General features: G+C 73.2%; 19 protein-coding genes and 1 tRNA gene. 9 read left to right on the top strand and 11 right to left on the bottom strand.

Going from position 1 to position 25330, the window contains the following annotated elements; genetic code table 11:
* Positions 1–167: 167 nt before the first annotated feature.
* The 3 genes from OG448_RS18250 to OG448_RS18240 form a co-directional block, all read right to left on the bottom strand.
* Positions 168–1031, bottom strand: coding sequence for a cellulose-binding protein (locus OG448_RS18250; protein ID WP_405555119.1), 864 nt, complete (start codon positions 1029–1031; stop codon positions 168–170).
* A gap of 182 nt (positions 1032–1213) precedes the next feature.
* Positions 1214–3595 carry an SUKH-4 family immunity protein gene (locus OG448_RS18245; protein WP_405555117.1) on the bottom strand — a complete coding sequence of 794 codons (2382 nt, stop codon included), beginning with the start codon at positions 3593–3595 and terminating at the stop codon, positions 1214–1216.
* Between the two features lie 10 nt (positions 3596–3605).
* A complete protein-coding gene (locus OG448_RS18240) occupies positions 3606–4610 on the bottom strand; it encodes an SMI1/KNR4 family protein (RefSeq protein WP_405555115.1) in 1005 nt (334 codons plus the stop codon).
* Between the two features lie 333 nt (positions 4611–4943).
* Here OG448_RS18240 and OG448_RS18235 point away from each other — a divergent pair, with 333 nt between their 5' ends.
* Entirely contained in the window at positions 4944–5459 is a 516-nt protein-coding gene (locus OG448_RS18235; protein ID WP_405555114.1) for a YwqJ-related putative deaminase, read from the top strand.
* Positions 5460–5521: 62 nt separating this feature from the next.
* Complete coding sequence (locus OG448_RS18230) at positions 5522–6055, top strand: SUKH-3 domain-containing protein (protein ID WP_135787635.1); 534 nt, start codon at positions 5522–5524, stop codon at positions 6053–6055.
* Here the strand turns inward: OG448_RS18230 and OG448_RS18225 are convergent.
* The 5 genes from OG448_RS18225 to OG448_RS18205 all read right to left on the bottom strand — a co-directional run bounded on the left by OG448_RS18225 (position 6042) and on the right by OG448_RS18205 (position 10746).
* Positions 6042–6923: an SAM-dependent methyltransferase gene (locus OG448_RS18225; RefSeq protein ID WP_405555113.1), complete on the bottom strand. Its 882-nt coding sequence runs from the start codon at positions 6921–6923 to the stop codon at positions 6042–6044. The two genes, OG448_RS18230 and OG448_RS18225, sit on opposite strands and share 14 nt — an antisense overlap.
* Positions 6908–7582 (bottom strand): cysteine hydrolase family protein, encoded by a 675-nt coding sequence (locus OG448_RS18220; protein ID WP_405555112.1) that lies wholly within the window; start codon positions 7580–7582, stop codon positions 6908–6910. The genes OG448_RS18225 and OG448_RS18220 overlap by 16 nt, the downstream gene beginning before the upstream one ends.
* On the bottom strand, positions 7579–8667 hold the full coding sequence (locus OG448_RS18215) for an isocitrate/isopropylmalate family dehydrogenase (RefSeq protein WP_405555111.1): 1089 nt from the start codon (positions 8665–8667) through the stop codon (positions 7579–7581). The genes OG448_RS18220 and OG448_RS18215 overlap by 4 nt, the downstream gene beginning before the upstream one ends.
* Before the next feature lie 38 nt (positions 8668–8705).
* Positions 8706–9236, bottom strand: coding sequence for an EF-hand domain-containing protein (locus tag OG448_RS18210; protein WP_405555110.1), 531 nt, complete (start codon positions 9234–9236; stop codon positions 8706–8708).
* A gap of 178 nt (positions 9237–9414) precedes the next feature.
* Entirely contained in the window at positions 9415–10746 is a 1332-nt protein-coding gene (locus OG448_RS18205) for a sensor histidine kinase (protein ID WP_405555109.1), read from the bottom strand.
* A 138-nt stretch (positions 10747–10884) separates the two neighbouring features.
* Here OG448_RS18205 and OG448_RS18200 point away from each other — a divergent pair, with 138 nt between their 5' ends.
* From OG448_RS18200 to pth, 6 genes are all read left to right on the top strand, one after another.
* Positions 10885–11760 carry a hypothetical protein gene (locus OG448_RS18200; RefSeq protein WP_405555108.1) on the top strand — a complete coding sequence of 292 codons (876 nt, stop codon included), beginning with the start codon at positions 10885–10887 and terminating at the stop codon, positions 11758–11760.
* Between the two features lie 14 nt (positions 11761–11774).
* A tRNA-Gln gene (locus tag OG448_RS18195) sits at positions 11775–11850 on the top strand.
* 132 nt (positions 11851–11982) lie between these two features.
* Positions 11983–13431 carry a bifunctional UDP-N-acetylglucosamine diphosphorylase/glucosamine-1-phosphate N-acetyltransferase GlmU gene (gene glmU, locus OG448_RS18190; RefSeq protein WP_405555107.1) on the top strand — a complete coding sequence of 483 codons (1449 nt, stop codon included), beginning with the start codon at positions 11983–11985 and terminating at the stop codon, positions 13429–13431.
* Positions 13432–13580: 149 nt separating this feature from the next.
* Complete coding sequence (locus OG448_RS18185; protein WP_391298906.1) at positions 13581–14561, top strand: ribose-phosphate diphosphokinase; 981 nt, start codon at positions 13581–13583, stop codon at positions 14559–14561.
* A gap of 204 nt (positions 14562–14765) precedes the next feature.
* Positions 14766–15365, top strand: coding sequence for a 50S ribosomal protein L25/general stress protein Ctc (locus OG448_RS18180; RefSeq protein WP_405555106.1), 600 nt, complete (start codon positions 14766–14768; stop codon positions 15363–15365).
* 90 nt (positions 15366–15455) lie between these two features.
* A complete protein-coding gene (gene pth / locus OG448_RS18175) occupies positions 15456–16052 on the top strand; it encodes an aminoacyl-tRNA hydrolase (RefSeq protein WP_405555105.1) in 597 nt (198 codons plus the stop codon).
* Here the strand turns inward: pth and OG448_RS18170 are convergent.
* Both OG448_RS18170 and OG448_RS18165 read right to left on the bottom strand, forming a co-directional pair.
* Positions 16009–20514 carry a hypothetical protein gene (locus OG448_RS18170; RefSeq protein ID WP_405555104.1) on the bottom strand — a complete coding sequence of 1502 codons (4506 nt, stop codon included), beginning with the start codon at positions 20512–20514 and terminating at the stop codon, positions 16009–16011. The two genes, pth and OG448_RS18170, sit on opposite strands and share 44 nt — an antisense overlap.
* Positions 20511–21710 (bottom strand): hypothetical protein, encoded by a 1200-nt coding sequence (locus OG448_RS18165; protein WP_405555103.1) that lies wholly within the window; start codon positions 21708–21710, stop codon positions 20511–20513. Before OG448_RS18165 ends, OG448_RS18170 begins: the two co-directional genes overlap by 4 nt.
* A gap of 173 nt (positions 21711–21883) precedes the next feature.
* On the opposite strand from OG448_RS18165, the gene OG448_RS18160 reads away from it, so the two are divergent.
* On the top strand, positions 21884–22381 hold the full coding sequence (locus OG448_RS18160) for a hypothetical protein (protein ID WP_405555101.1): 498 nt from the start codon (positions 21884–21886) through the stop codon (positions 22379–22381).
* 71 nt (positions 22382–22452) lie between these two features.
* Here OG448_RS18160 and ppc read toward each other — a convergent pair whose 3' ends face one another.
* A complete protein-coding gene (gene ppc, locus OG448_RS18155) occupies positions 22453–25197 on the bottom strand; it encodes a phosphoenolpyruvate carboxylase (RefSeq protein ID WP_405555099.1) in 2745 nt (914 codons plus the stop codon).
* Between the last annotated feature and the right edge of the window lie 133 nt (positions 25198–25330).

Below are 25330 nucleotides of genomic sequence, written 5' to 3'. Positions count from 1 at the left end.
GACGAACCCTCCCCGAGCCCTCGTACGGAGATACCCCTAGGGGTACTCCACCGACGGGTGGAGCCCTTCTCAGGGTCGTGTCCACCCCGGACCACAGTCAGCCTCCACCCTTACGCCGCGTCAGGGTCAAGCCACCCCCTACGGGCACCCCGAAGCGTGACCCCCCGTCACTGCGCGGCGGCCCGGCCCGTCAACTCGGTCAGGCGGTCGCGTACGCGGCTCGTCTGGGCCTGTACGTCGTCCCAGGTGTCGCTGTGTTCGCGCAGGACGTGTTCGGTCTCGCGGGCGGTGCGCTCCTCGTGGAGGCGGGCCGCGGCGAGGATCTCGGCGGCACGCGCGCGTGCCTCGTCCTGGCAGTGCCGCGCCCGGACGGCCGTCTCCTCCAGCGCCCGTCCGGCGGCCGCGAGTTCGGCCTCCGCGCGGGCGGTCCGCTCGGCGAGGCGGGCCTCGGCCGCCGTCTCGCGCTCGGCGTCCGCGCGTGCGGCCGCCGCCCGGCGCTCCGCCTGCTCGGCCTCCAGTACGGCGGGCATCGCGGCGGCATGCGCACGCGCCTCGCGCAGTACCGCGAGGGCCTGCCCGCGCAGTTCCCGCACCTCGCGCCGGGCGCCCACCCGCACACCGTCCGCCTCGGCACGCGCCGCCAGCAGCAGCCCTGCGGCCTCCTCCTCGGCCTCGGCGCACCGTGCCCGCGCCGCCTCCCGTGCGGCCCGTGCGACACCGGCCGCGTCCTGCTCGGCCCGCGCCACTTCGCGCCGCGCCTCCTCGTGGGCCGCCTCGCGCACCGCCCGGGCCTCCTCGCGCAGCAGCCCGAAGGCGTACCGGGCGCGCTCGCCGAGGGCGTCGTACTCCTGCGGGGCGAGCCCCGCGGCCGTCTCCCGGAGCCGCGCGGACTCGGTCTCCATCCGCCCTGCCAGTACGGTCAGGCGGGCCGCGCGCTCCCAGGCGGCGTCCCGGTCGCGGGAGAGTGCCGCCAGGTACGCGTCGACCTGGTCGGGACGGTAGCCGCGCGGTGTCCTCGCTGTGCCGCTCACCAGGGACCCCTCTCCGCCGGACCTACCCGACAGGACGATTTCCCGCATATCCTGCCGGTCGGGTCACATCTGTTCATAACCCGACACTCCGTAGACGGCACCTGGTCAGGAGCGGTCAGAAAACGCCAGGGGGCCCTTCACCCGAACCGGTGAAGAGCCCCCTGTCTGCGCGGCGGCGCCCGCTAAAGCAGGCCGTCCCACATCTGCTCCAGCAACACCGACCACCAGCTCTCCGGCGACGCCAGCGCGGCCGGGTCCAGGGCGGCCAACTGGGCCTGGAAGTCGACGGTCCAGCGGGCCGCCTGCTCCTGGTTCAGGCCGTAGCGCAGCCGCCACATCCGGCCCAGCAGCGCCAGGCAACGGGCGAACTCGGGCAGCCCGGAGTTGACGAACTGCGGAGGCACCGGCGCCCCGCCCGGCCCGCTCTCCACCGGCACGGCCACGATGTTCGCGGTGCCGTACTGCACGCAGATCGCCTTGCCGAAGTCCGTGCCCATCACCAGGTAGGACCCCGCGTCCGAGGCCGGTGCCACCCCGCGTTCGGCCGCCAGCTCCGCCAGGGTCGGCACCGGCCGCCCCGGCTGGGCCTGCGCCCAGAAGAACGGGCCCATGTCCAGCGGGAGTCCGGCCACCACCAGGGTGTGCGCGACGACCGGCGGCACGCCCTGCCGGGCCACCGCCTGCTGCTCGAACCGGTACACGCCAGGACCGAACACCGCCGCCAGCTCCTGCGCGACGCCCTCCGGCGGGATCGGCGGCACGGGCGGCACAGGGGGCAGCGGCGCCCGCACCGGCGCGGGCCGCGCGGGACCGTCCGCGACCTGGTGCAGCTCGCCCTGATGGGCCAGCAACTCCTGCATGCCCTCCTGCCGGCTCGCGTGGTCGGTGCCGTACGGCGCGATGGACGCGATCCGCGCCTGAGGCCACTGCTCCCGGATCATCCGCGCGCAGTACGCGCCCGGCAGTTCACAGGACTCCAGCTCGGTGTGCAGCTCCAGCACCTGGTCCGGCGGCACGTTCATGGCGCGCAGCTCGTGGAAGATCTGCCACTCCGGGTGCGGGGTGCCCGGCGCGGAACGCCGGATGAGCTGCTGCTCCGAGCCGTCGTGGGCGCGGTAGCGCAGCACCGCCTGGTAGCCGGGCCCCACCATGGGCTGCCCCTGCTGCGGATACCCGTACGCGCCGGGCTGCCCGGGCATCGGCGCGGCCGGCGGAGGCATCGCGCCGGGCGGCGGCATGGCACCGGCCGGGGGCGGCATCGCTCCCGGTGGCGGCATGGCACCGGGCGGCGGCATGGGCGCGCCCTGCGGCGGCGGACCCGCGTGCGGCATCGGCTGCGGCGCGGGCGGCGGGCCGGGCGGCATGCCGGGTACGGGCGGCATCCCCGCCGTCGGCTGGGTGCCGGGCGCGGGGGGCGTGCCGGGGGCGGACGGCGGCGGAGGTACGCCGGGGCCGCCGGGCGAGGGCGGGGACAGCACGGTCTCCGCGTGGTGCACGGCACCGGGCGCTCCGGCGGGCCGGGGCGGGGCCGGGGTGCCCGGAGCGTCCGGCGGCTGCGGCGTACCGCCCGGCCCGGCCGGGGTCTCGGGGCCCAGCGAGGACACCAACTGCGTCGGTACGTACCCCTCGGCGGCCCCGGCCGGCTGCGCACCCGGAGTGCCGGGGGCGCCCGGCGGGTGCGGAAGGACCCCACCGCGCGGCTTGCGGGGCGGCGGGGCGGCCTTGCTGGTCGCGGCGTCGGCGATGTCCCCGGCGTGCGGCGGCAGCGGCCGGGCCGGAGCGGGAGGCGTACCGGGTCCCTGGGCGGGCGTCTTGGTGTCGGCCACCGCCGGCGCGACCGCGGTGGGCGGGAGCTGGCTGCCACCCGACATCAGCGCCGTCTTGGCGTCCGGCGCGGCCGTCGGCGGGGGCGGGGTGCCGTCGGACACCGGCGGCGCGAACACCGTGGCGGGCAGCGGCACCGAACGGTCCTCACCGTCGGCGTTGGTGTCCGTACCGGCCCACGGGGTGTCGCCGTCGCGGGCCTCCTCCACCTCGCTCTTGGCGGCCGGCCAGGCGGCCCCGCTGTCCGGGGCGGCAGCGGGGATGCCGGCCTGCGTCTGGGCGAGCCCCGCCGGGGAACCCTGAGCCGGGACCGAGGGCGCACCCTGGCCCGGCCCCGCGTCCGAACCCTGACGCCGGTCCGGGATGCCCAGCTTGTCCGCGGCCTCCTGCAGCCACTCCGGCGGACTCAGCAGGAACGACGTCTGGTTGAGGTCCACCCGCGCGGCGGGCGGCACCGGTACCGCGTCCTCGACGTCGTCGGGGCGGCCGTACAGCTCCTCGTACCGGCGGATGACCTCGCCCACCGGCAGCGCGGGCCACAGCGTGGCCTCGCCGCTGTCCCGCGCGATGACCAGCCGCTGGCCGCCCGCGTCGGAACGCGGGCCGTCGGCACGGTCCTCGCCCCACACCACGAACCCGAGGTCGAACTCCCTTACCCGCACCTCACGGTGCTGGTACGCCGGGACGTCCCCGTTGATCCACTCCTCGCCGCGCTCCTGCGCGCGCGCAAACGTCACCATGACCCGGACCTCACTCCCCCGTCGGCGCCGAGGACGCCGCAGACACCGGGACGGCGTGCGCGAAGCCGCCGTCCACCATCAGACTCGCCACCGTGTCCAGCTCCGGCGGATCACCGGCCAGCCGGGACAGGAACGCGTCGAAGTCGTCGCCGCAGGGCAGCAGCAGCCGCTCCACGCGCTCCGCCGCCGACCACGACGGGTCGGTGTCCCGTACGTCGTCGTACGCGCAGAACCACACCGAGCCGGCCCGCTCGCCCTTCACCTTCACCGCGACCAGGCCGCCCTGGACGAACGCGACGCCCAGGTAGTCCTTGGTCAGGTGGTCGCGCAGGCACTTGTTCACGTACACCAGGTCGTTGACCGCGGCCTCGTCGCGGACGGTGAAGAACGGCTGGTCCAGCAGCAGGCCCAGCTCGGCGTCGAGCGCGGCGCCCACGGGGGCGCAGCCGCCGGCCGCCTTCAGGAACGACCGGTAGGCGCCGGGCAGCCGGTAGCCGAGGTCCTCCTCGACGCCCTGCACCTGCGACTCCGTCACCGCGACACCGGACTTGGGGAGCGTGAAGTGCGCCGGACGCGTCTCGTTCAGCGGGCGGGTGCCGCGCTTGGCGTGGTCCACCACCGCCGTCGCCACCCCGCCGTGGTGCCGCAGCAGCGCCTTCACCTCGACCGGGATCAGCTCCAGCCGCCGGGAGTTGGCCACGTGGTGCCACGTCCAGCCGTGCGGCGTCGCCACCTCCGGCACCGTGTCCCACAGCTCGTGCCCCGACGCCGCGAGCACCGCGTTCGCCGACACGTAGTCGGTCAGCCGCAGTTCGTCGACGCCGAACCCCTGCGGGGGCTCCGCGATCTCGGCCGCCGCGCGCGCGTACGGCGCGAAGTCGGGATGACCGTGCTCGTCGATCCGCACCCCGCGCGGATGGCGGGCCGCCCGCACCGGGTCCGGGAAGTGCACGACCTGCCCGGCATAGGCCGCGTTCGGCGGCGCGGCTTCCTGCCCGAGCCGACCTGTCGTCATGGCGGTTGCCCCCTGCGGCACTCTGTACGAGCCGGGACGCCCCGACCCGTATCCGACTGTCTTCAACGTCACCGACGCCCTTGCCCGCGCCCCGGCGCGGTGCCGACAGCCTATGCGGTACACGTACACCGGTCACCGGCCCACCGGACCCCGGTCCTCCGCCCCACCCTCTCGAACACCCCCGCGAGAGCCCGTCACTTGTGTGACCAACCGTCACCGCACGTGACGGCGGAGCCTTGCCCTGGCGTGTCGCACCGCCCCAGCTTCCGCAGCCGCCACGGCATTTGGCACTCTGTGTCCTCCGGGCGCAGGCCCAGGGGAGGGAAGACGACCATGAACACGATGCCGACCGGAGGTACCGACGTGCGGGCCGGTGACCCCCGCATCGGCTGGAGCGACAGCAACGAACCTCCCGCCCCCGCCCTGCTGCACCGCCGCGACGGCATCCTGCCCGCCGTCGCCGCCGCCCTCTCCGTCCGCGGCGCCACCCTCACCGGCACCGCCGCCCGCGGCGACCAGCCCGCCCCCCTGCACCACCTCGTGCAGGACTTCCTCGACACCCTCACCAGCAGCCAGCGCGACCGCTTCACCGGACGGTGTGCCGAGACGATCCTCATCTCCCGGCACCTCACCGCCGCCGACGCCGCCCGCAGCAGGCGCTCCGCCCGCCGCCCCATGACCAACGGCGAGGCCCGCAAGTCCCTGAAGCACGCCAAGCTCACCGCCCGCCGCATACGCGAGGACGGCGACCCCCTGCACGGCAGCTTCGCCACCCCCTGCCGCGCCTGCGCCGCCCTCAGCGCCCACTTCGGCGTCCGCGTCGTCGACCCGGCCACCACCGGCGACTGATCCCGCCCCGCCCCCGCCGGGCCCCCGAAGCCAGCTCACCAGCACGACGATCGACAGGGCAGATGCACTCCGACCGCACCTCATCCCCCCGGCTCACCGCACCCCACGGGCCGGGCGGCACCGCACCCCGCTTCCCCGGCGCCGTCGACAACGCGCTGCGCACCGCGGGCTGGCACCCCGGCCGCTGGGACATAAAGCAGGCCGAGATCTGGGCCGACACCCTGCGCGAACACCTCTCCCCCGCCGGCCACCGGCACGCCGTCTTCCCCGCCGCCGTCGAAGCCTGGGCCGAGTTCGGCGGACTCCACATCACCCCCACCGGAACCGGCCGCCAGATCGCCCCGGCCAACCTCCACCTCGACCCGCTCCAGGGCCTGCACCTCGCCCGCACCCTCGGCGACCTCGGCCGCGCGCTGGCCACCGAACTCAGCCCGCTGGGCGAGGAGACCGACACCGCCGCCCTCCTCGCCATCGACACCCAGGGCCGCGTCTACACCCTCGACCACACCGGCGACTGGTACCTCGGCCCCGACATCGACCACGCGCTGACCGCGCTCATCGCCGGCACCCAGCCCGTCCGCCTCACCACCGGCTGACCCCCGCCGCGCCCTTCACCGCGAACACCCAGCGGTTGGCGGCCAGCGCGTCGTCCGGCTCCGGCCGCGGCCCCCGCCCGTACCGGCGCACATGGTCGTACGGCGTCCCCACCTCGGTCCGCCAGCCCCGGCCCGCAAGATCCGCCGCCGAATCCGGACGCGGATCACCGTCGAACAGCGCCGGCAGGTCCACCCCCAGCCGCTCCCGCGCCTCCGCGTACACCGGGCTGTCCCGCACCGCGCGGGCCTCCTTCAGCAGCTTCACCTCGTAGCCGAGCATGCTGCCCGGCGCGCTCAACTCGTCCACCACACCTACGAGCCGGCGCTCGGCGTCCGCCGGGAGATACAGCAGCAGCCCCTCGGCCAGCCACGCCGTCGGCAGCCCCGGCCGCAGACCGGCGCCGAGCAGCGCCCCCGCCCAGTCGCCGCGCAGATCCACCGGCACCGGCACCCGCCCGGCCGACGGCACCGCACCCGCCTCCGCCAGCACCCGCTCCTTGAAGCCGAGCACACCGGGCCGGTCCACCTCCCACACCGTGCTGCCCGACGGCCAGTCCAGCCGGAACGCCCGCGTGTCCAACCCCGCCCCCAGCAGCACGAACTGCCGCGTCCCGGCCCGCGCCGCCTGCCGCAGCGCGTCGTCCAGCACCCGCGTCCGCAGCCCGAAGTACCGGGCTAAGCGCCCCCACACCGGATCGGCCTCCCCACGCGGCACCTCCTCGGGAGACACCGGCCAGAGCGCCGACACCGGCGCCGCCCGCACGAAGCACTCCGCGTACGGATCACGCGCCAGCGCGTCCGGACGGCGCGCCTCGATCGCCCGCGCCGCCGCCACCAGCAGCGCGGTCACCCCTACCCCCGCGTCCACTCCGAAGTCACCGGCACCGGACCGGCCGGCCGTACCGACGCTTGCGATGGTTCCTCCTCGGTCGAGGGACACACGGCCCACAGCTCCGGGTCCGCCCGCGTCGTCAGCCGGGCCCCGTACACCCGCCGCATGAAAGACAGGATCACCGGCTCCGGCAGATGCAACGGCGTCGTGCAGTCCGTCAGCACCGACACCTCGAACCCCTTCTGGAACGCCGTCCGCGCCGTCGAATCCACACACACATCGGTGAACACCCCCGCGAACACCAGCCGCACCACCCCCCGCTCCCGCAGGTACCCCTCGAACCCCTCCGCCAGGAACGCGTCGAAACACGCGTACTTGGTGAACACCGCCTCCCCCGCGGCCGGCACCACCCCGTGGAACTCCGCGCCCCTGCTCCCCGCCACACACTTCGCCCGCTTGCCCAGCACCCGGTCCCGCCGCCGCCAGCTCGGCCCCTGATGCGCCACGTCCCCCAGGAAGCGGACGAAGACCACCTCCACCCCGGCCGCCCGTGCCTGCTCCACCACCCCGGCCGCGGCCCCCGCCGCATCCCCCAGCACCCCCGCATCGCTCCCGTGGCGGGCGGCGGCCGACGCGTCGCAGAAGTCGTTCTGCAGATCGACCACCACCAGCACCACACCGCCCGCCCCGCTCACGCCCCCGCCACCAGCGTGTCCGCCCCCGCCCCCGGCCCCGCCACCCCCAGCCCCTCCAGCACCCCGGCCACCACCTCACCGGTCGACGCCGAACCCCCCACATCGGCCGTGCCCACCCCCCGCGCCGCCAGCCCCGCCAGCGCCCCCTCCACCGCGGCCACCGCCCCCGCACACCCCACGTGCCGCTCCGCCACGGCCGCCGCCGCCCGGACCGTCGCCACCGGATTCACCAGGTCACGGCCCTCAAGATCGTCCGCCGAGCCGTGCACCGTCTGGAACTCCACCAGCCCCGCCACCTCCGGCAGCAGATGCACGTTCTCCGTGAACCGGCTCTCCTGCCGCTCACCCCCGAACCGGTCCAGCAGCACCACATGCATGATGTCCGCCCACTCGTTCCCCGCCACCACCACCGTCCCCGGCGGCAGACCGTGCGCGATCAGATCCCGGTTCACCGTGTCCGGCTGGCACAACCGGATCTCCACCCCGTGCCGCTCCGCCGCCCGCCGCACCCAGTCGTCCAGCGCCCCGTCCAGCAGATGGAACTTGTACGCCATCACCACCCGCCCCGCCCCACCCCCGGGCCACACCAGCCGCGCCCGCGCCAGCGCGCAGTCGATCACCTCGTTCGTGACCGCCTCACCGAACTCCATCGTCCGCACCACCCGCCCCGGCTCATGCCGGTTCTCCCCCGTGTAGAACCCCTGCGCCTGATCCCGCACCAGCAGCAGCTCCGGCGCCACCCCGCCCGGCGGACCCCCCAGCCCGTCCACCTTCACCGCACGCAACCGCTGCCGCACCAGATACAACGACTGCGCGTTGATCGCCGTACGGAACACCGCCGAGACCCCCCGGCCCGCCAGCCCCCGGCAGAACCCCTCGTAATGCGCCGCGTCCTCCTCCGTCAGCGCCGCGATCCGCTCCGGCGCCTCACCCCGCAGCGACACATACGAGTGGTAGACCCGCTCCGAACGCTCCACCCGCACCGGCACCCCGAACGCCCCCGCCAGATGCCCCAGCACCCGCTCGAAGACCCCGGCCACCTCCGCGCCCGTCCCCCGCCCCACGGCGAGCCCCACGACCGTCACCCCGGACCGCCCCTCTCCCCGAACCGACCGCCCCCGCCTCAGACCGCCGCGCCCACCAGGTGGTCCCCCGGAATCCCCGCCTTGTCCGGCGCGTAGAAGTCCTCGATCCCCGCCACCCACGTCGCCACCGCGATCCGGTCCTCCCCGTCCGGACCGAACGCGTCGAACAGCGCCTCGATGTTCGGACCCGCGAAACCGATCGCCCGCATCAACGCCGTGAACAACGGCCGCTCGATCGCCCCGTCCCCGTCCGGATCACCCAGCGCCGCCAGCGCCTCCGCGAACTCCCGCACCGTCCCCCCGAACCGCTCCGGCGCCAGCACACACGCCCGGTACTCCTCCAGCGTGATCCGCCCGTCCCCGTCCGCGTCCAGCTCCGCCTCCAGCGTCTCCCAGTACCGCTGGAACGCCGCCGACATCCGCGCCCGCGCACCCTCCCCCGACCCCTCCGCCACCGCCGTCACCCGCGACGCCATCAGCTCGAAGTCCTCCGGGTCCAGATGACCGTTGCCATTCGCGTCGAACAGCGAGAACACCAGCGTCACCCGGTCGATGGCCTCAGCACGCATGACTTCCCCGAACCCTTCCGTCGGCTCGCCCCGAACCCCTCGGCACGCACCGACACACTGCGTCGGAGAAGCCCCCCGCATGCCGCACGGCGGACACGTTCATCCAATGGGTGGATTCAGCACGTACCGAGGATTGGACGGCGAAAGCGACATGAGCGGCCACCGGAAAACGCGGCCCCTAAGCGGCCGGAATCACCGCCGACACCCGGAAACCCCCGGCATCCGTCGGCCCCGACACGAACACGCCCCCCAGCGCCACGACCCGCTCCCGCATCCCCAGCAGACCGTTGCCGCCCGACGGCAACCCCGCCGACGCCGACCCCGGCTCTGGCGGCGAATCGTTCTCCACCTGCATCGCGATCTCCGTCGACCGATGGGCGAGCCGCACATACGTCTTCGCACCCGCCGCATGCTTGTGCACGTTCGTCAACGCCTCCTGCACCACCCGGTACGCGGTCTGCTCCACCTCCGCCGGATACGACCGCAGCTCACCCTCCACCGACAGCGCCACCACCATCCCGGCCGCCGCCGACTGCCCCACCAGCTCCTCCAGCTCCGACAGACACGGCCCGTCCACCACGACCACCTCGGCCGCCGCCTTCGACGCCGCCTCCGCCGCCGCGACCCCCACCGCGGCCAACGGCACCCGCACCGGCCCGGGCTCCACGCGCCGCCGCACCGCCTCCCCGGAGTCCCCCGACCGCAGCACCCCGAGCATCTCCCGCAGCTCGGTGAGCGCCTGCCGGCCCATGTCCCCCACCAGCGCCGCGTTCCGCACCGCCTTCTCCGGGTCCTTACGGGCCACCGCCTGCAACGCCGCCGCGTGCACCACCATCAGACTCACCCGGTGCGCCACCACGTCGTGCATCTCCCGCGCGATCCGCGTGCGCTCCTCGCCGCGCGCCCACTCCGCACGCTCCTCCGCCCGCTCCGCGAGCAACTGCAGCTCACGCTCCAGACTGTCCGCCCGCTCCCGCAGGCTCTCCATCAGCCGGCGCCGGGCACCCACGTACAGCCCCAGCAGCAGCGGAGGCGCCGTCAGGCCCAGCGAGGTGGTCACCGCGGCGAACGGCACGAACCAGTCGCCCAGCGTCAGGTCCCCGCGCGCCATGTCCTGGCGCACCCGCACGAACGTCACGATCATCGTGCCCACCAGCGACATGCCCGCCAGCGCCACGATCACCCGGCGCGGCAGCTCGCACGCCGCCAGCGTGTACAGGCCGACGATGCCCATCAGGAAACCCATCTGGGCGGGCGTCACCGCGATCGCCACCAGGACCACCGCGACCGGCCACTTCCGGCGCACCAGCAGCACCGAACCCGCCAGCAGCCCGAACACGACACCGAGCCACAGCGGCACGCCCGCGTCCCGCGCGAACGGCACGCCCTCCGCGCCGCACTCCACCGCCGACGCCAGCCCCAGGCCGACGTCCAGCACCGCACCGCGCCGTCTCTCCCACCACCACGGGCCGGTCGGCGCCCTGGTGTGGTCTTCCCCCGTCGTGGTCATGCCCTCCAGCCTACGGGCGCCCCCGGCGGCATTTCCGGTGACTTTCCCCTACCCGTCCGGGCCGCGGCCCCCTCCGTCACTCGAACTACTGAACTCCGCCGCACGGGCTCCCGGAGGCTCACATTCCGCCCGGATGATATGCAAGTGGCACATTCATCAGGCAAAACCTCCAAGTACGCCGACTTCGAGAACCTCCGCGCCCAGGCGATCGCCCTCCGCCGTCAGGGCATGAGCCTCCGCCAGATCCGCGACCACCTGAAGGTCCACAACAACGACCTCCTCAACCGCCTCGTCCACGGCGAACCGGCCCCGGAGTGGACGAGGCGCCCCAACGCCAAGGACGACCTCCGGGAACGCGCCCGCGACCTCCGCCGCCAGGGCTGCACCTACGACCAGATCGAAGCCGCCCTCGGCTGCTCCCGCAGCTCGGTCTCCCTGTGGGTGAGGGACCTGCCGAAGCCGACCCCGAAATACACCCCCGAGGAACAGCAGGCGCTCATGCGCGAGGGGCTGGAGCGGTACCGAGCCGCTGGGCGTGAGCGGCTCGAGGAGGCCAGGGCCTCGGCGCGGGAGGAGATCGGGGAGCTGACGGACCGCGAGCTCTTCCTGGCCGGAGTGGCTCTGTACTGGGCGGAGGGCCAGAAGAGCAAGCCCTACAACCGCCGCGAACGGCTCGTGTTCGTGAACAGCGACACGGGAGTGATCCGCACCTACCTCGCCTGGCTCGACCTGCTCGGCGTGGAGCGGGAGCGGCTGGGTTTCCGGGTGCTCATCCACGAGTCGGCGGACGTGCCGGCGGCCCAGCGGTTCTGGGCCGGGGTGGCCGGGGTGGACGTGTCGGACCTGGCCAGGCCGACACTGAAACGGCACAACCCCCGAACGGTCCGGAAGAACACGGGAGTCGGCTATCACGGGTGCCTGGTCGTGGACGTCGCGCGGAGCGCGGAGCTGTACAACCGGGTCGAGGGCTGGTGGGGTGGGATCGTGACCCGTGCTCAAGCGCGTCTCGGGTAAGGTCTGACGCGCTGTCCCCCGTGGTGTAACTGGCAGCACACTGGTTTTTGGTACCAGCAGGACAAGGTTCGAATCCTTGCGGGGGAGCCACAGCGCCCACGTTTCGAAAGTTCGGGTCCTGACCGGCACACCCCCGGCGGGACCCGCTCTCATGTCCGCCGAAAAGCCCCCCGGTATTCTGCCGCCAGTCACCACCTCTTCCCAGAGCCGAAAGGCAACTCCGTGAGCGCCATTCGCCCGGCAGCCGTCGTCGTTCTCGCAGCGGGTGAGGGCACCCGTATGAAGTCGGCCACACCGAAGGTCCTGCACCAGATCTGCGGCCGCTCCCTGGTCGGTCATGTGCTGGCCGCCTCCCGTGAGCTGGACCCCGCCGAGCTGGTGGTCGTCGTCGGCCACGCCCGTGAGCAGGTCGCCGCGCACCTCGCCGAGATCGACCCCGAGGTCCGTACGGCCGTGCAGGAGCAGCAGAACGGCACCGGGCACGCGGTGCGGATGGCGCTGGAGGAGCTGGGCGGCCCGGTGGACGGGACCGTCGTGGTGGTCTGCGGCGACACCCCCCTGCTGACCGCGGACACCCTGGCGGCCCTCACCGGCACGCACCAGGCGGACGGCAACGCCGTGACCGTGCTGACCGCCGAGGTCCCGGACGCGACCGGTTACGGCCGGATCGTGCGGGACGGCGCGAGCGGCGCGGTGACCGCGATCGTGGAGCACAAGGACGCGACCGACGAGCAGCGGGCGATCCGTGAGATCAACAGCGGTGTGTTCGCGTTCGACGGCCGGCTGCTGGCGGACGCGCTGAAGCAGGTGCGCACGGACAACAGCCAGGGCGAGGAGTACCTGACCGATGTGCTGGGCATCCTGCGGGCGGCCGGGCACCGGGTGGGCGCGTCGGTGGCGGGTGACCACCGGGAGATCGCCGGGATCAACAACCGGGTGCAGCTCTCCGAGGCCCGCCGGACGCTGAACGACCGTCTGCTGACGGCCGCGATGCTGGACGGCGTGACGGTGGTGGACCCGGCGACGACGTGGGTGGACGTGACGGTCGGCTTCGGCCGGGACGCGGTGGTGCACCCGGGTACGCAGCTCACCGGTGCGACGCGGATCGCGGAGGGCGCGGAGGTCGGCCCGAACAGCCGCCTGAACGACACGGTGGTGGGCGCGGGCGCGCGCGTGGACAACACGGTGGCGGACGGCGCGGTGGTCGGCGAGGGCGCGACGGTGGGTCCGTACGCGTATCTGCGGCCGGGTACGCGGCTGGGGGTGAGGTCGAAGGTCGGTACGTACGTGGAGACGAAGAACGCGTCGATCGGTGAGGGGACGAAGGTTCCGCATCTGTCGTACGTGGGGGACGCGACGATCGGTGACTTCACGAACATCGGCGCGGCGAGTGTGTTCGTGAACTACGACGGTGAGAGCAAGCACCACACGACGGTGGGGTCGCATTGCAAGACCGGTTCGGACAACATGTTTGTGGCTCCTGTCACGGTCGGGGACGGCGCGTACACCGGCGCGGGGTCCGTGATCACGAAGGATGTGCCGCCCGGTGCGCTGGCCGTGGCCCGTGGTCAGCAGCGGAATATCGAGGGCTGGGTGGCTCGTAAGCGTCCCGGGAGCGCGGCCGCGAAGGCGGCGGAGGCGGCGTCCCGGCCGGGCGTGGACGAGGGCTGAGGGAAGGCTCGTCGGAAACGGCTGCGTCAAACACGGCGTACCGTGATAAGTGCACAACCGCACCCCTACCAGCCGATTCGGCCCTCTCGTGCCCCGTCGAGAGGTCGCTTGGCCGGCGGCTGGCTGAGAACCTCTGAGGAGACAGTGCTGTGACCGGGATCAAGACGACCGGCGAGAAGAAGATGATGTTCTTCTCCGGCCGCGCCCACCCCGAACTTGCCGAGGAGGTCGCTCACAAGCTCGGCGTGGGGGTCGTCCCGACGAAGGCGTTCGACTTCGCCAACGGTGAGATCTATGTGCGTTATCAGGAGTCGGCGCGAGGCGCGGACTGTTTCCTGATCCAGAGCCACACGGCGCCGATCAACAAGTGGATCATGGAGCAGTTGATCATGATCGACGCGCTGAAGCGGGCGTCGGCGCGCTCCATCACGGTGATCGTGCCGTTCTACGGGTACGCCCGGCAGGACAAGAAGCACCGTGGCCGTGAGCCGATCTCGGCGCGTCTGATCGCGGACCTGATGAAGACGGCGGGTGCGCACCGCATCCTGACCGTGGATCTGCACACGGACCAGATCCAGGGCTTCTTCGACGGTCCGGTGGACCACCTGTTCGCGCTGCCGCTGCTGGCGGACTACGTGGGCGCGAAGGTGGACCGGTCGAAGCTGACCGTGGTCTCGCCGGACGCGGGCCGGGTGCGGGTGGCCGACCGCTGGTGCGACCGTCTGGGCGCGCCGCTGGCGATCGTGCACAAGCGCCGGGACAAGGACGTGGCGAACCAGGTCACGGTGCACGAGGTCGTGGGTGATGTCGAGGGCCGCATCTGCGTGCTGGTGGACGACATGATCGACACCGGTGGCACGATCTGCGCGGCCGCGGACGCGCTGTTCGCGCACGGCGCCGAGGACGTCATCGTGACGGCGACGCACGGTGTGCTGTCGGGTCCGGCGGCGGACCGGCTGAAGAACTCTCGGGTGAGCGAGTTCGTGTTCACCGACACGCTGCCGACGCCGGGTGAGCTGGCGGCGGACCTGGACAAGATCACGGTGCTGTCGATCGCCGGGACGATCGCCAGCGCGGTGCGTGAGGTGTTCGAGGACGGTTCGGTGACGAGCCTCTTCGACGAGCAGTGAGGTTTCTGCCGGCCCGGTGACGGGGCGGCGGAAGATCCTTTTGGGCGCGGCCCCCTTGCCGAGTAGACTGCGACAGTTGCTCGGCGAGGGAGGCCGCGCTCGTGTGTTCCACGGGTGCCGGTTGTCCGTTATCGACGCGCTCTTCGTAGCAGGCCGTTCGTGGCCGGGTGACCGTCCGATCTACCTGTACGAGGAGTGATCCGTATGTCCGAGGTCAAGCTCACCGCCGAGTCCCGCACCGAGTTCGGCAAGGGTGCCGCCCGTCGCATCCGCCGTGACAACAAGGTTCCCGGTGTCCTTTACGGCCACGGTTCCGACCCGCTGCACCTGACCCTGCCGGGCCACGAGCTGCTGCTGGCGCTGCGTACGCCGAACGTCCTGATCGCTCTGGACATCGACGGCAAGACCAACGAGCTGGCGATCCCGAAGTCCGTGCAGCGCGACCCGCTGAAGGGCTTCCTGGAGCACGTCGACCTGCTGCTGGTCAAGCGTGGCGAGAAGGTCACCGTCGAGATCCCGGTCGTCGCCGAGGGCGAGCTGGCCCCGGGCGGCAACCTGCTCGAGCACGTGCTGAACGCGCTGCCGGTCGAGGCCGAGGCCACCCACATCCCCGAGTCCGTGACGGTCTCCGTCGAGGGCCTGGAGGCCGGTGCCTCCGTCCACGCCAAGGACATCGAGCTCCCCAAGGGTGTCTCCCTGGCCGTCGAGGACGACGCCGTCGTCCTCCAGGTCCTGGCCGCCCAGGTCGAGGAGCCGGCCGGGGAAGAGGCCGCCGTCGAGGGCGAAGAGTCCGCCGAGGCCTGAGCCGCACCTTCACCGAAGTAGTCATTCGTCAGCCGCCGTCCCCGACCCCTGGGGGCGGCGGCTGGCGCATATCGAGGAGAGTGGGTCTCGTTGAGTACCCCCGCAAACGCCCCTTGGCTGGTGGTCGGGCTCGGTAATCCGGGGCCGGAGTACGCGATGAACCGGCACAACGTCGGTTTCATGGCGGTGGATCTGCTCGCGGAGCGGATCGGCGGGAAGTTCAAGCGGTCGGGCAAGGCGCAGGCGCAGGTGCTGGAGGGCCGGATCGGTCCGGTGGGTCCGGCGAACCGGCGGGTGATCCTGGCGAAGCCGATGTCGTACATGAACCTGTCGGGCGGTCCGGTGAACGCGCTGCGCGACTTCTACAAGGTGCCGCTCTCCCAGGTGGTGGCGGTCCACGACGAGCTGGACATCGACTACGGCGCGCTGCGGCTGAAGCTGGGCGGCGGCGACAACGGGCACAACGGCCTGAAGTCGATGACGAAGGCGATGGGCCCCGACTACCACCGCGTCCGCTTCGGCATCGGGCGCCCGCCGGGCCGGATGCAGGTCGCGGACTTCGTCCTGAAGGACTTCGGCTCCGCCGAGCGCAAGGAACTGGACTACTTCGTGGACCGCACGGCGGACGCGGTGGAGTGCCTGGTCATCGAAGGGTTGGAGCGGGCTCAGTCGGCGTACAACTCGTAGCGTCCGGCGCGCTGTCCGGGGCGCTCCCGGGGGCGAGCAGGGCGGTGAGTTCGGCGGCGCGCTCGGGTGCGTCGGGGTGGGCGGCGGTCCAGATGCGGGCGCGTTCGCGCAGTTCGGGGTGGTGGGGCGCGGAGGCGGGGTGGGCGGCGAGGCTGCTGAGGACCCGCCAGGTGCTCTCGCCGAGCTGGGGGGCCTCGTCGAGCCGGGGGTGGGCGCGCAGCCACTCCATGGCGTGGTCGACGGCGCCCCGGTCGGAGCCGCCGCGTTCTGTCAGGTGGGTGAGGACGGGCGCGATGATGTAGGAGGCGCCGGGGTGGGTGCCGTGGGCGCGCAGCCAGATGACGGCGTGGCCGAGGGCGGTGTCGAGGGTGTCGCGGGGCAGGGCCGTCGTCTTCAGCAGGTGGTGCAGGAGGAAGGTGGCCTCGGGGGTGCGGCCGAACCGTTTGAGCCAGCCGAGGGTGAGGCGGAGGATGGCGCCGTCGGGTTCCGGGGCCTCGCGGACCCTGCTGAGCAGGGGGGCGAGGGTGAAGGTGTCGGTGACGGCGAGCTGGTCGTGGCGGTGGCCGAGCCATTTCTTCGCGGTGCGGACGAGCGCGGTCTCGGTGTCGGGTTCCAGCGGGGGGAACTTCAGGGCGCCGTCGAGGGCGTAGCGCCATTCCTCGGTGTCGGGTCCGCGGTGCTGGCCGCGGTAGCAGGTGATGACGTGGCGGGCGGCGCGTTCGGCCTGCGCGGGGGTGAGTTCACCGGCGCGGGGGGCGACGCTGTGCAGGGGTTTGAGCAGGTGGGCGAGGTCGTCGGTGTCCTCGGGGACTTCCTGGGCGTCGTACCAGGCGAGGGTGTGCTCGAAGGACTGGTGGGCGACGGTGGTGGCGTCGCGGGTGGCGGTGGTGACGTCCTGGCACATGAGCAGGACGCGCAGGACGCGGCCGGCGGTGTCGGCGGTGTGGTGGGTCTCGAGCCAGTCCAGGACGCGTTCGACGGCTTCGGCGAGGTCGTCGGGGCGGTCGTGGGCGCGGGCGCGGCCCATGAGTGAGGGCAGTACGTAGGCGGCTTCGGGGCCCTCGCCGTGGAGGTCGAGCCAGGTCAGGGCGGCGGTGTGGAGCAGTTCCTCGGTGTCGGGGGGCTGCTCTTCGCGTTTGAGGAGGTGCTGGAGCAGGTAGCGGTCGCTGGGTTCGGGGGGCTGGGGGCGCTTGAGGCGGCGCAGGGCCATGGTGGTGGCGCGGTCGAGCTGTTGTTCCGTCAGTTCGGGGGCGCGGCCGAGGAGGTAGACGAGGACCTGGGTGTCGGCGGAGGTGGCGCCGTGGCGGTCGAGCCAGGTCAGGGCGTGGTCGAAGGTGCGGTCGGCGACGGTGTCGGCGGTCAGTTCGGCGGTGGCGTTGGCCGGTACGCGCAGGGCGAGGCGCAGGACGTAGTCGGCGGCGGTGTGGGCGGCGTAGCGGTCGAGCCAGGTCAGGGTGTGGGCGAGGGTGTGGCCGGGGGCGACGGGGATGCCGGTGCGGGCGTGGTTGAGGAGGCGGGCGAGGACGAAGGAGGCGCCTTTGCGGGTGCCGTGGTCCTGGAGCCAGGTGTGGGCGTGGTGGGTGGCGTCGGTGACCTGGCGGGCGGGGAGGCCGGGGCGGTCCAGGAGGACGGTCAGGAGGCGTCCGGCGACGGACTTGCGGCCGTGGCCGCCGAGCCAGCGGATGGCGAGCTTGGCGAGGTGTTCGGCCTTGCTGGCGGGGAGGTCGGGGTGGCGCAGGGCGGCGGCGTAGAGGGAGGCGGCGCGTTCGCGGGTGGTGTGGCGGCGCAGCCAGTCGTGGAGGGATTCGGTGAGGACGGGCCAGCCTTCGGTGCCGGCGCCGGTGGTGTGGGTGAGGACGGTGAGGAGTTCGCCGGTGTCGAGGTCGTCGCGCAGGCGGTGGGCGAGGGCGATGGCGGTGCGCCGGGCGGCGGCCAGGACCGTGGGGCCGTGGCCGTCGTGCTGGAGGAGGGCGCGCAGGGCGTCGCGGGCCTCGGGGGTGTCGCCGTGGGTGGCGAGCCAGGTGTGGGTGAGCCGGTCGAGGTCGGCGCGGCGGCCGTCGGGGAGGTCGGGGACGCGGGCGAGGACGTTGACGAGGGCGAGGGAGGCCGGTGCGGTGGTGATGTGGCGGTCGAGCCAGGCCAGGGCGCAGTCGAGGAGGTTCTCGGGGGGCTGCCGGGTGTTGCGGACGGCGTCGGTGAGGAAGGTGCGGACGAGGGCGGGGTCGTCGGCGCGGTCCATCCAGGGGGTGACGACGGTGTCCCAGGTGTCGATGACGCCGTGCCGCCAGGGGATGTCGGAGACCATGGCGGTCAGGGCGCGCATGCCGTCCTGGGGGTCGGTGACGAGCATGTCGACGAGGGCGGGTGCGCGGTCGGCGGTCCAGGTGGCGCAGGCACGGACGAGTTCGCGCTGCCGGTCGGGTTCGAGTTCCTTGGCCCAGCGGCCGATGTGTTCGACGGCGCGGCGGAAGGAGGGGAGGTCGCCGAGGAAGGTGTCGAGGAGCTGGGTCAGTGAGGCGGCGTGCAGGGCGACGGCGCGGGGCAGGCAGGTCTGCTGGAGGAACGCCTCGGCGACGATGTCGTGCATGAGTTCCACCGAGTCCGGCAGGTCGGTGGTGGGGAGCAGCCAGCCGAGGGCGACGAGCCGGTTGACGACGCTCTGGCCGTCGTCGAAGTCGGTGCCGGCGCGGGTGAGGCAGCGGTCGACGGCGGTCTCGACGGCGTCGCGGGGCTGGGTGCAGGCGAGGGCGGCGACGGTGACGGCGAGCAGCAGGGCGCGCTCCTCCTTGGGATCGCCGTCGGCGGCGCTGAGTCCTTCTCGGGTGCGGCGGGGGAGCCACTGCAGCAGGGTCTCGGAGCGGGCGGCGGTGGGTTCGAAGCGCTGGCCGCCGGGGGCGGTGTCGCCTTCGGTGAGGAGTTTCTGCAGGTTCTTCTCGACGGCGAGGGCGTGCAGCAGGGCGAGGACGGGCCGGGTGCCGCAGGCGCGGGCCATGCGGGCGTAGCCCCAGGCTTTGAGGGCGTCGGGGGCGACGCGTTCGAAGATGCGGGCGGCGACGGCCCGTTGGTCGAGGTCGTCGGCGGCGAGCGGGATCTCCTCGAAGAGTTCCTGGGAGCCGCGCTGGTGGACGAGGTCGAGGGCGCCGGGGCGTACGGAGGCGAGGCAGGCGATGCGGCTGCCGTCGGGGTCTTCGGCGGCGAGGGCGTCGGCGAGGGCGCGCAGGTCGAGGTAGCGCTGGCTGTCGAGGTAGTCGAAGACGAGGAGGAAGCGGCGTTCGGGGTCTTCCTCGCTGTCCTGGCGTATCTCGTCCACGAGGTCGTCGACGAGGAGCCGGCCGGCGCCGGTGCGGCCTTCGGGCTGGGCGATGTGCAGGACGTGCCAGCCGTCTTCCCGCGCGAGTTTGGCGGTCTCCAGGCAGGTGCGGGTCTTGCCGGCGCCCCAGGGCGCGGTGAGCAGGACGCCGCGTACGGGGTCGCCGAACTCGGTGGTGGGCGGGTCGGCGAGCCGGTCGAGGAGGTTGGCGGGGGCGGCGGGGTGCCGGGGGTCCTCCGGGGGGAGGTAGGGGAGGTGGTCGTCGCTGAGGTAGCGGCCTTTGCGGCCGATGCGGTGCAGGGCCTGGTCGTGGGTGAGGACGGAGGCGTGGCGTGGGGTGGTGCGGCCCCAGTCGCGGCGGTCGCCGTTCCAGTGGCGGGCGTCGAGGTGAGGGGTCTGCCGGGTGCGGTCGGCGGTGAGGCGGGCGCGGACGGGTTCGATGAGGGTCTGCGGGTCGGGTGGCCAGGCGGGGGCGGCGGTGAGTTCGGCGAGGAGGGCACCGCTGAAGGCGCCGCCGCGGCCGGAGCGGCCGTTGGAGGCGGTGGCGCCGTCCTGGGTGGCGTACAGGCTCATCAGTGCCGAGCCCGCGCTGTGGTGGGTGGGGGCGGGGAAGCGGAAGCCGCCGGCGCCGGTGAAGTCGGGCCGGTGCTGGCGGCAGGCGTCGACCAGGAGGACGGTGCGCGGGATGCCGGCGTAGCGGGGGTTGTGCAGCAGGGTGTTCTGGAGGTTCTCGGTGGACAGGGTGTACTCGCGGAAGCGGACGGCGTCCGCGAAGAAGAGGTACTGCTCGCCGGTGCCGGGGTCGAGGACGCCGTGGCCGCTCCAGGCCAGCCAGAGCAGGTCGCCCTTCCAGGTGGGCAGTTCGGTGTCCAGGACGGTCCAGATGTCGGCCTGGGTGGCGCCGCGCACCTCGATGCCGAGCGCGGCGGCCTCGGCCTCGATGCTCTCCCGGCGGGCGTCCGCCACCGACAGGCACAGCCGGATCTGGTCGGCCGGGACCCCGCTCGCGCGCAGCCAGGCGGCATGGGCGAGGGCGTCGACGGCCGGGCTGTCGGGCAGCGGGACGAGGTAGGCGTCGTTCTCGTACTTCTCGATGCCGACGAGGATCGCGTACGTGGAGCGCGGGTCGACGCCTTCGAGGGTGCCGGTCATGCCCCGAGGAGGCGGGCGAGCAGTCGGTGGACCTCGGGGTTGGGGAAGTAGCCGCTGTGGGCGGCGGGGAAGGGCTGGCCGCTGCTGAGTTCGAGGTCGGTGACGCGGGTGGGGAAGACGGCTTCGGCGGGAAAGCCGAGCAGGTCGCGGGCGTCGTAGACGTTGGTCCAGGCGGGGAAGTGTTCGGGCAGCGGCTTGCCGGGGTCGAGGCCGGGCAGGGCGCCGATCTCGTGCAGGTGGGCGGCCTGGGAGCCGACGGTGACCAGGTGGCGTACGCCGGGCAGTTCCTCCTGGGCGAGCAGGTCGACGGCGGCGATGCCGCCGAGGCTGTGCGCGAGGAGGGTGACGGGGCCGTGCTCGCGGGCGACGGCGGTGACGCGGTCCTTGATGAGGGTGCGCAGGGCGCCGCCCCGGGCGAGGTACTTGAGGATGTCGCCGGCCTGCGGGTGGATGCGGGTCATGAGCCAGGCGCGCCGCTTCTCCACGGCCCGCATCACACCGAAGCGGTGGGCGGCCCAGCCGTGCAGCACGAGCACGCCGAGGCCGATCCCCCGTGCCTGGCCGCCGAGTTCGCCGGTGACGAGGCGTACGGCCTCGTCGCGCTGGTCGACCGTCCACAGGACGGGGGTGCCCCGGCGCAGGGCGCCGCCGAGGAGGTGGGCGACGGTGGCGGTGGCGACGGCCTGGGGCAGTTGGCCGGGGCCGAGGCCGTGGGTGAGGGCGTCGCGGCCGGGTCCGCTGTCGAGGACGGCGCTCAGGGAGGCCAGGAAGTCGGCGCGGACCCCGGCGAGGTCGAGGAGGTGGGCGAGTCGCTCGGGCGGGTCCTCGGCCAGTGCGCGGGCGCGGTGTTCGACGTCGGGTCCGGAGCGGTCGCCGAACGCGGGCGTGTCGGATTCGGGGCGGCGCAGTACGGCGAGCGGATCGTCGTAGAGCGCGCCCCAGACGACGGCCTGGCGGTCCTCGGGGTCGAGTTCCTCCTCCGGGACGGGCTCCTCGGCCGGGGCTTCGGGTACGGGGGCGCCGGGCAGGGCGGCGGCGCCGACGTCGGCGGGGACGCCGAAGCTGTCGCCCCAGTAGCAGTCGTGCACGTGGGCGCCGGGGGCGATGGCGGCCAGCTCGGTGCGGAGCAGTTCCAGTGTCTCCCCGTACGCGGGTTGCCGGACCCCGGTGCCATGGACGAACAGCAGCGCACTCATCGCTCTCCCCCGAATGTCCCTCGTACCGCGTGGGTTCACCTGTCTTTCATCTTAGGCAAGTTGTCCCCCGCACGGCCCTCTCGTGCGGGTTCCGTCCCGCTGCCCGGCCCGTCGAAGGCGCGTGACGCGGGCCGCCGCACACCCGGAGTTGACCCGTCGTAGAGGTATGGCCAATGATCCCGGCCATGCCTGCCTCCGCCAGTTCCGCGCGTTCGGGGTCCGTCGTCCGGTGGGGGCGGGTCATGGGCGCGGGGCTGTTCGCCGCGTTGATCGTGTTCGCCGGGGTGTGGGGGTCCTGGGGGACCGCGCAGCACGCGATGCTGCCCAAGGGGCGCGAGCGCGGCACGCTGACGGTGACGGACTGTCTGCCGGAACGCTGCGAGGGGACGTTCGAGCCGCTGTCACCGGGCGCCACGGCGCGGCCCTTGGTCCGGATCGAACGGTCGGTGGTGGTGCGCGAGGGGCACAGCTACGACGTCGTCCTCGAACCCGGCACGGACGTCGCCGTGCGCGCGGGACTGGCCGGTGTGCTGCTGGCCTGGCTGCCGCTGGGCGGGGCGCTGCTGCTGGCCTCGGTGGTGGTCGCGGGCGGGATGCGGATGCCCCGCCCGGCCTGGTTGCTGGCCCTCGCGGGCGCGGGCCTGCTGACGGCCGCCTTCGTACTGTCCTGAGAAACGGGACCCTGATACGCCGGTGCCCCGGAACCGAGGGGTTCCGGGGGCACCGGCGTACGTGCTTCGGGTCAGCCGGTGTTGCGCAGGCCCGCCGCGACGCCGTTGACGGTGAGCAGCAGGGCGCGGCCCAGGGTGGGATCGGGTTCCTCGCCCGCGGCCGCCGCGTCGCGCTGGCGCTTGAGCAGGGCCACCTGGAGGTAGGAGATCGGGTCCAGGTAGGCGTCGCGGATGCCGAGGGTCTGCCGCAACTCGGGCTGTGCGGCGAGGAGTTCGCTCTCACCGGTGATGCGCAGCACCTCGGCGACGGTCAGCTCGTGCTCGGCCTTGATGGTGTCGAAGACGTGCTTCAGCTCGTCGGGGACGAGGGTGTCGACGTAGTGCTGGGCGATGCGCAGGTCGGTCTTGGCGAGGGTCATCTCGACGTTGGAGATGAAGTTCCGGAAGAAGTGCCACTGTTCGTGCATCTCGCCGAGCACGGTGTCCCCTTCCTGCCGCAGACCCGCCTCGCGCAGCGCCTTCAGGCCCGAGCCGACGCCGAACCAGCCGGGCACGATCTGCCGGGACTGGGTCCAGCCGAACACCCACGGGATGGCGCGCAGTCCGTCGAGCGAGACGCCCGAGCCGGGACGGCGGGAGGGCCGCGAGCCCAGGTGCAGCTCGGCGAGCTGGTCGACCGGCGTGGAGGCGAGGAAGTACGTCGGCAGGTCGGGGTCCTCGACGAGCCGGCGGTAGGCGGCGTGGGCGGCGTCGGAGACGACGTCCATGGCCGCGTCCCAGCGGGCGAGCGCCTCGTCGGACTGGCGGGGCGCGGTGTGCAGGGCGGACGCCTGGAGGGTGGCCGCGACCGTCAGCTCCAGGTTCTCCCGCGCGAGGGACGGGATCAGGTACTTGTCGGAGATGACCTCGCCCTGCTCGGTCACCTTGATCTCGCCCTCCAGGGTGCCCCAGGGCTGGGCGAGGATCGCGTCGTGCGAGGGGCCGCCGCCGCGGCCGACGGTGCCGCCGCGGCCGTGGAAGAGGCGCAGCCGCACCCCGTAGCGGTGGGCGACGTCCCGCAGCCGGCGCTGGGCGCGGTGGATCTCCCACTGGCTGGTGGTGATGCCGCCGAACTTGGAGGAGTCGGAGTAGCCGAGCATGACCTCCTGGACGTCCCCGCGCAGCGCGACCAGGCGCCGGTAGGACGGGTCGGAGAGCATGTCCTCCAGGATGGTGTCGGCGGCCTTCAGCTCGTCGGTGGTCTCCAGCAGCGGCACGATGCCGATCTTGGCCCAGCCGGCGTGCAGGTCGAGCAGTCCGGCCTCGCGGGCCAGCACGGTCGCGGCGAACACGTCGTCGGCGCCCTGGCACATCGAGATGATGTACGACTCGATGACCTCGGGCCCGAAGACCTCCAGCGCCCGCTTGACGGTCTGGAAGACGCCCAGGGTCTTGGCGGCGGCCGCGTCGACGGGGGCCGGGCTCGGGGCGAGCGGGCGGCGCGAGCGCAGCTCCTTGGCGAGCAGCTTGGCGCGGTACTCGCGGGGCATGTCGGCGTAGCGCCAGGACTCCTCGCCGAGCCGGTCGAAGAGCTGGCCGAGGGCGTGGTGGTGGGCGTCGGCGTGCTCGCGGACGTCCATGGTGGCGAGCTGGAGACCGAAGGCGGCCAGGGTGCGGATGACGCGGTCGATGCGGCCGTCTGCGAAGAGGGCGCCGCGGTGCTCGCGCAGGGAGGTCTGGATGATCCGCAGGTCGGCGAGGAGTTCGGCGGTGCCCAGGTAGTCCCGGCCGTCCTCGTGCGGGGTGTTGCGGGCCAGGCGCTGCTTGGTGTTCTCCAGCTTCTGCCGGATCGCGGTGGCCTTGAGCCGGTAGGGCTCCTCGGCGTTGAGCCGCTTGTAGCGGGGGCTGATCTCCGGCAGGCGCTCCAGGTCGGCCTCCAGGGAGTCCAGGAGTTCCTCGGTGGCGCCCGCGTAGCGGATGGAGTTGGAGAGCAGGCCGCGGAGCTGGTCGATCATCTCCAGCGCGTCGTTGATGCCGTGCTCGTGCTGGAGGATCAGCACGTCCCAGGTGACCTGGGGGGTGACGTTGGGGTTGCCGTCGCGGTCGCCGCCGATCCAGGTGCCGAAGGTGAGCGGGCGGGTGTCGGGCGGCAGGGTGACGCCGACCCGCTCCAGCTCGGCGGTGAGGTCCTCCAGCACGTCCCCGACGGCGTCGGCGTGCAGCTCGTCCAGGTAGTAGATGGCGTTGCGGGCCTCGTCGGTGGGCTCGGGGCGGACCACGCGCAGTTCGTCGGTCTGCCAGACGAGGTCGATGTTCTCGGCGAGCCGTACGTCGTGGCGGCGGCGGTCGGAGTCGAGGACGGGGGTGTCCAGGAGTTCCGCGATCCGGCGCAGCTTGTTGAGGACCGAGCGGCGGGCGGCCTCGGTGGGGTGGGCGGTGAAGACCGGGCGCACGTTCAGGTTGCGGACGGTGTCCCGCAGGTGCTCGGGGTCGGCGTCCTTGAGCCGGTCGGCGGTGCGGGAGAGCAGACCGCCCTCACTGGCACGCCGGGCGCGCAGCTCGCGGCCGCGGTGCACCTGCTCGGTGACGTTGGCGAGGTGGAAGTAGGTGGAGAAGGCGCGCACCAGCTTGGCGGCGGTCTCCAGCTCGGTGCCGCGCAGCAGCTCGGCCGCGGCCTCGCCGTCCTCGCGGGTGAGGCGGCGGACCTTCTCGACCAGCTCCAGCAGCTCCGGGCCCTCCTGGCGGACGAGGGTCTCGCCCAGGAGATCGCCCAGACGCCGGATGTCGGCGCGCAGCGCCTGGCCGTTCGTGGTGGTCTGGTCGTCGACACTGCTCACAGGTGCGGCTCCTTGCGGTGTTGAAGCTCATCCGGAGGGAACCCGGACACCCATCCATCACACGGCAAAACGCCGCATACCGGCCGGAACGTCCGGGAAGTAAACAGAGCGGACCGCGCTGTCCGACCGTCTC

This window comes from Streptomyces sp. NBC_01171 (genome assembly GCF_045039805.1).
Taxonomy (GTDB): domain Bacteria; phylum Actinomycetota; class Actinomycetes; order Streptomycetales; family Streptomycetaceae; genus Streptomyces.
This window is presented reverse-complemented; position numbering and strand designations above follow the sequence as displayed.